The organism is Vibrio sp. Isolate22 (genome assembly GCF_022398115.1).
GTDB lineage: Bacteria > Pseudomonadota > Gammaproteobacteria > Enterobacterales > Vibrionaceae > Vibrio.
The window spans coordinates 23,839-30,179 of sequence record NZ_JAKEUW010000059.1 but is presented as its reverse complement, the minus strand read 5'-3'; the positions used below and the strand labels follow the sequence as shown (position 1 = coordinate 30,179).

Genomic DNA, 6,341 nt, shown 5'->3' with positions numbered 1-6,341 from the left:
AATGCTTTTCGTTTTGTCTGAGCAGTAGCCGCATGGTTAGTTGGCAAAAATGAATCAGTACCATGAATGGCAAAGACTTGAGCCCAATACCGTATCTGTCTTGAAGAAATTGAATATTGTTTTGCTAAGTAGAGAGATGACGTGCCATCTAAGTATTGCTTAGCAATGATACATTTTAGCTCTCGGCTATATTTGGACATAAAAAGACCCCCAATAATTGGTGTCCAACTATTGGGGGTCAGTTCACAATCGCAGGCTTTTGTTTATCTGAATATTGCAGTTATGGAAGAGGCTATTTGTCACTCCAGACTGCCATTTCATTGCCACTTGGCTCGCGAAAATGGAAACGTCGACCACCAGGGAAACTGAATATTTCACGATTGACCTCTCCGCCCGCATCAAGTACCTCACGTTCGGTCTGTTCGAGATCTTCACTGTAGAAAACCATCAATGCCCCGCCCTTTTCTGCATCAGAAGACAAATCAGCCAGGTAGAAACCGCCCATTAACCCTTTACCTTCAAAAGCAGAATACTCGGGACCATAATCTTCAAAGCGCCAACCAAACACTTGGCTGAAAAACGCCTTAGTCGCTGCAATATCTTTCGCAGCAAATTCTATGTAATTGATTGAGCCATGTTCCATATGTATGTCCTTCTACGTTATGTCTGCAAATAAAATACAGCGAAAGCAACTTGAGCTCTTAATCAACACCCCGCCTAAGTAGCTACTTTTTACGAACCACTGGGTAGTCAGAACCATGCAGCTCTTGTACGAAGCCTGAACCATCGCCGCTATGCGTGATCCACACTTTCTCTTTAGCACGTGTCATCGCTACATAGAACAAACGACGTTCTTCCGCGTATGGGAACACGTCTGACGATTCAGTTAATGCGCCATCAATGTGTAGTTGCTTCTTCTTCGCCGGGAATTGTCCTTCATCCACACAAAGGATAATAACGAAGTCTGCTTCTTTACCCTTACTGGCGTGACAAGTCATGAAGTTGATATCAATAGAGGTATAGATTTTCTTCCAGTCTTCCAACAACTCAGGCTTATGGTAGTGATTGCGGCCAAGCATCAACACCGACTTATTGGTTTTACCTTTAGATTGGCGGTTAAGTTGATCAAGGATCTTCTCAACCTCTTTACTTGGCGCACTGTAGACCGCCTTTTGCTTCTGTTGCTTGAAGCTGTTTAGTTCTTTCGGCAACTGAATTGGGTTTTCTTGCACAAAACGATTCGCCACAGCACCTAACTGATTGTTGAAACGATACGTGGTATCTAGGTGATGAATTGTCGAGCTCGCGAAACGATCTTTAAAGCCTGTAGTTAAATCAACGTCAGCACCCGCAAATTGGTAAATAGACTGCCAATCATCGCCCACGGCAAAAATAGAGGCTTGGTGTTCGGCTTTAGGCTGGTTACACAGCGCCTCAACCAAAGCAAGACGATCAGGAGAGATGTCTTGATATTCATCGATCATGATGAACTTCCAAGGCGAGATAAACTTACCTTTTTCGACGTACTGAGTCGCACGGCTGATCATGGTCGAGAAATCGATATGGTTCTCTTCCTTCAATGCCTTCTGCCACGCAGTCACACAAGGCCAGCACAGGGATAGCTCGCTGTTAAGGCGTGTGTAATCACGGTGGTCGATAAGCTGCTGCTGTACTTCTTTCTTGGTTAAGCCTGATGCGTTCAACTGTTCCAGTTGCTTTTCAAGCCAACCAATTAACTTAAGGTTTGAAACGTGGCTGCCTAGCTCGTCATCACCCGTTAGGTAAGCAATTGGCCATTTAGATAAGTGCTTCTGCCAACGTTTGAAGTTGGTCGGCGTCATCCAGTGCTTCTTCAACCAATCAATGCACCAGGCTTGGCGCTGATTGTCATCTAAAGCAAGGGGAGAAATCACCACACGTTCGGTTTCAACCTCATTCAAGATCTTCAAACCCAACTGGTGGAAGGTATTCACTTGAACCTTCTCAGCCGACAACCCAATTTTACTGTCGAGGCGCTGCTTCATTTCTTCGGCCGCTTCACGACCAAAGGCAAGCAATAAAAGCTCTTCGGCTTGCGCTTGGTGACTTTGTAATAAATAAGCGACACGCGCTGTCAGAACACTGGTTTTCCCTGAGCCCGCACCTGCAAGAATCAGGTTGTGGTCATCGTTCATTAGAACCGCGTATTGCTGGGACAAGTTCAACGGCGATGACTCACATTGAGCAAACAAGACTTCCCAGTTTTTTCTCTCTGTCTCGAGCCATTGCTGGTTTCTTTCCGCTTGCTTAGCCTCGGTGTCAGACAACCACGGCTGCAGCCTTGCGATGCGATTTGGCATACGCTGCGCAGCTTCGTCCAGCGTCATCGTCATACTCTCTAAGCCAGAGTTAACCTTCTCGACCCAAGTGTTGACCTTAGAATGAGGAAGAAAGGCTGGAAGTTGCTCTAAACGTAATAACTCAGCTTCCCATTGAGGTACGTGTTCGGCCAGCTGCTCACACTGTGTGTCATGCCATTTCTGGTATGCCGCTACCGATGCGCGCGCAAACTGACGACACTGGTCCCAAGGTAGACCTTGAACTAACCAACTGCGCTGCTTTCCGTCTTGTTGGTTAGCAAAAAACTGTAACGATCCCCAAAACAATCCGCGTTTGATCGCGATCTTGCCACTCCAAATAGTAAACGGGATACGTTCCTCACTGCCCACTGACGACAACAGCAGACGTGAACCATCGAGTTCAACCTGATGGTATTCATTTTGAATAAAAAATTGTGCAGTCTTGTTAGCGCTTAGCTGCATTGGAGTGTGCTCTTAATTGGGAATATTGAATTTATATCATGATGCAATGAGAATTAATAATATCTCATATCTTATCGACGCTTTCATGACCACCTACGGACAATTATGGATAAGTATCAAATTCTTGTGCTTGATTTCTGTTAGGATTATGGTTTTTAGTGCGTCAAGCGAGTGACAGTGGAATTTTCAGCCAAATTACGCCTCTATTGGGCAAATAAAACCATAAATTACAGCGTATTAATTCTCATCACTCTGCTCGGTGTGGTGGTGCCTGCTTGGTATTATGGACAGAACACACTCATCACCCCACTGATCCTTGGTGTCATCGCAGCCGCACTGGCGGAAAGCGACGATAGCTTTACAGGGCGACTCAAAGCCCTGACCTTAACCTTTATCTGTTTTGCAATCGCTGCCTTTTCTATTGAACTGCTTTTCGACACGCCGTGGCTGTTCGCGTTAGGTCTATTTGCATCAACATTCTCATTCATCATGCTGGGTGCAATCGGGCCTAAATATGCCAGTATCGCCTTTGGTTCACTGCTAGTCGCAATCTACACCATGCTAGGTGCCCATGAGAGCACCAACTTATGGTTCCAGCCTTTGTTGCTATTAACAGGTGCTGCTTGGTACTACTTCATGTCGATGATTTGGCAGATTGTGTGGCCAATGCAACCCGTACAGCAGAACCTTGCCACAGTGTTTGACCAAATTGGCACCTATATGGAATCCAAGGCAGAGCTTTTCTACCCAGTATCTGACCTAATTCCACAGCCACACCGCATTATTGAAGCCAAATTAAATGCGAGTACCGTGAACGCGCTCAACATGTGTAAAGCAACCCTGCTTAACCGTTCTAAACGTGGACACATTGATGGCCCTAGTGACCGATTTCTTAATACTTACTTCATCGCGCAAGACATTCACGAGCGTGTAAGTTCGACCCACTATCGTTATCAAGAGCTTGCTAAACACTTTGAACGCTCTGACGTGCTGTTTCGTTTCAAATATTTACTAGAAGCGCAGGCAACGGCATGTAAAGAAGTGGCGAGCTCGCTTAAAGTTGGATCTGAGTATCAACATGGTGACAAGTCTGTATTGGCACTCGATGAGCTGATGTCTTCACTTAATCACCTGCACCAGCAGAATAAGCCCGAATGGAAGCCTCTACTGAACCAACTGGATTATCTGTTCAATAACTTAGCGACCGTTGAGAAGCAGTTATCTAACATCAGTAACCCAGATGCAGAAAAGCTCGAAGAAGACGTATTAGACGACACCAACCCGCATACATTGTCGGCAATGTGGCAGAAGATCAAAGCTAATCTACATACTGACTCTATGCTATTTCGTCATGCTATTCGTATGGCAATTACACTGACACTCGGCTACGGGATCATCCAAGGGTTTGAGATTGAACGCGGTTATTGGATCTTGCTAACGACACTGTTTGTTTGCCAACCCAACTACAGTGCCACCCGCCAGAAGCTGACTGCTCGTGTTATTGGTACGGTTGCTGGTCTGTTGATCGGCGTTCCACTGTTAACCTTCTTCCCTTCTCAAGAGAGCCAGTTAGTCTTCATTGTGATCAGTGGCGTGATGTTCTTTGCTTTCCGTATTAATAACTACGGCTTCGCAACAGGCTTCATCACCCTATTGGTACTGTTCTGCTTTAACCAGCTTGGTGAAGGCTATGCTGTGGTTCTGCCGCGGCTGGCAGATACCTTCATTGGTTGTGCTCTGGCGGTATTGGCTGTCGTTTATGTGTTACCAGACTGGCAATCGAAGCGACTGCATAAGGTAATGGCTGACGCGCTCGATGCCAACAAGAACTACTTGGCGCAAATAATCGGTCAGTATCGAGTCGGCAAGAAAGACACGTTGAATTACCGTATCGCTCGTCGCAGTGCGCACAACAACGATGCGAACCTGACCGTGGCGATCAGCAGTATGTTAGTCGAACCTGGGAAATATCGTACTTCTGAAGATGAGAGTTTCCGCTTCCTAACGCTCAACCATGCCCTATTAAGCTACATTTCCGCTTTAGGTGCGCATAGAACACGTATCGACGACGAGTCGACACACAAGCTCGTTTTAGATGCTCACCGTGTCATCCATGAGCACCTCGACGCGCTCAATGATCAGCTTTACTCTCACTGCGAACAGTGTGAAGTCAAAAATACTTACGATCCTGATTTGGATAAACGTTTGAGTGAGTGGCGAGAAGAAGACGAAAGTTCTGTCAGAATGGTTCTACAGCAGCTGCATTTGATCTATCGAATGCTTCCAGAACTGCATACGCTAGCAACCAAATTTGCAGTTAAAGTAAAAATCGACAAAGCGTTTGAAACGGACACTTCTCGAACGAAGCACAAAGTACTGTAAAAACAAAAAGATAGCGACAATCGCTTACCTTTTGATCATTTGTTAAATTTGTAGGTTGCTCTACCAATACCTATATTTGGGTAGGGCAACTCCTCACCTAGCCTTACTGCATAAGGGATGAGTCGATTTTTACATTGTCATGACTTTCTGACTTTGATTGACCAAGCCTTAACTTTGCTTAACATTCCTCGGACAAAAAGCGACCACAGAAATTTATAGTTGTCTTAGTTCTAGGAAACGACAAAATAAGTTTAATATTCTCTTAATCTTGTTTGATTTCTGGTTACAGTAGTCTATGCTCATTAGAGCATATGGAATTGCAGCAAGGTCACATTATGAATACTCAACAGTTTGAAGCATTTAAACAGCAGATCCAACTTCTTAGCCCGGAGCAACTGAAAGCGTTGCAAGGCGAGATCGACGGTAACCTGGAAACAGATAAAGCAGCTCTGCTTACTGATGAAGAGCTCAACGCACTTAACGATCTGTTCAGTTAATAGACAGACCTCACTATTTTAGCTTAAGTTTATCCTTTTATTGTAGATCTTACCTGCTCACCATTGCGCTTAAAATATCGTCCACCTAGACTCTTCCCATACGTCAATTAAAGGTCCTGCTATGTCGATATCTGGTATTCAATCTGGTTACGCCATTATTCAGCAGTCTGCCAACATGGCTGAAGAAGCGGCGATAGAACTCAACCAAGCCTCAAAACATAATCAAGTCTCTGAACATGTGCCCGAATCTGACGACGATGTAATCGAAGACAACGATTTCAGCTTTAATCAAATTGAGCCTGAGCAATCCCTTTCATTTAAAGAAAAAGAACCAGAACCTACTGCTTCTTCAAGCGATGCGTTGGTCAAATTAACGCAGAGTGCTAGCTATAACCGTGTCGGTGCTAGCGTTGTGGAGCGCCAAAACGAAGCCATTGGCAGCCTACTCGACATCCATATCTAAACCTTGCTGATCATTTGAGCTGAACTACAATCAAGTTTAATGACGATTTTGTAGGGTGTGAAACCAGACAACTCAAGCACTTTAGCGACTTTTTGATTTAATAAGCACACAAACTGTAACTCATTATATCTGGCGCTTGTTTCTGGTTTATTACTCGGTAGAATCAGCGCAAACCAATTTGCTGCACAAACTTTACTT

5 protein-coding genes and 1 pseudogene are annotated in these 6,341 nt (G+C 44.8%); 3 read left to right on the top strand and 3 right to left on the bottom strand.

The window, feature by feature from the left end:
• The 3 genes and pseudogenes from L1D55_RS22695 to helD form a co-directional block, all read right to left on the bottom strand.
• Positions 1 to 200 (bottom strand): annotated as a pseudogene (locus tag L1D55_RS22695) (helix-turn-helix domain-containing protein); the annotation flags it as partial.
• Between the two features lie 92 nt (positions 201 to 292).
• Positions 293 to 643 (bottom strand): VOC family protein, encoded by a 351-nt coding sequence (locus tag L1D55_RS22690; protein WP_239918952.1) that lies wholly within the window; start codon positions 641 to 643, stop codon positions 293 to 295.
• Between the two features lie 82 nt (positions 644 to 725).
• Entirely contained in the window at positions 726 to 2,801 is a 2,076-nt protein-coding gene (helD, locus tag L1D55_RS22685) for a DNA helicase IV (RefSeq protein ID WP_239918951.1), read from the bottom strand.
• 177 nt (positions 2,802 to 2,978) lie between these two features.
• Between helD and yccS the strand changes: the two genes are divergently transcribed.
• The 3 genes from yccS (at position 2,979) to L1D55_RS22670 (ending at position 6,143) form a co-directional block, all read left to right on the top strand.
• Positions 2,979 to 5,183 carry a YccS family putative transporter gene (gene yccS, locus L1D55_RS22680; protein WP_239918950.1) on the top strand — a complete coding sequence of 735 codons (2,205 nt, stop codon included), beginning with the start codon at positions 2,979 to 2,981 and terminating at the stop codon, positions 5,181 to 5,183.
• 311 nt (positions 5,184 to 5,494) lie between these two features.
• Positions 5,495 to 5,680, top strand: a complete 186-nt coding sequence (locus L1D55_RS22675; protein ID WP_008218851.1) for a hypothetical protein — start codon at positions 5,495 to 5,497, stop codon at positions 5,678 to 5,680.
• 121 nt (positions 5,681 to 5,801) lie between these two features.
• Positions 5,802 to 6,143 carry a hypothetical protein gene (locus L1D55_RS22670; RefSeq protein WP_239918949.1) on the top strand — a complete coding sequence of 114 codons (342 nt, stop codon included), beginning with the start codon at positions 5,802 to 5,804 and terminating at the stop codon, positions 6,141 to 6,143.
• The last annotated feature ends 198 nt before the right edge of the window (positions 6,144 to 6,341 follow it).

Bases quoted from the DNA above. Each gene is read 5' to 3' on its own strand.
- L1D55_RS22690 (WP_239918952.1), bottom strand. From the start codon at position 643: ATGGAACATGGCTCAATCAATTACATAGAATTTGCTGCGAAAGATATT.
- helD (WP_239918951.1), bottom strand. From the start codon at position 2,801: ATGCAGCTAAGCGCTAACAAGACTGCACAATTTTTTATTCAAAATGAA.
- L1D55_RS22675 (WP_008218851.1), top strand. From the start codon at position 5,495: ATGGAATTGCAGCAAGGTCACATTATGAATACTCAACAGTTTGAAGCA.
- L1D55_RS22670 (WP_239918949.1), top strand. From the start codon at position 5,802: ATGTCGATATCTGGTATTCAATCTGGTTACGCCATTATTCAGCAGTCT.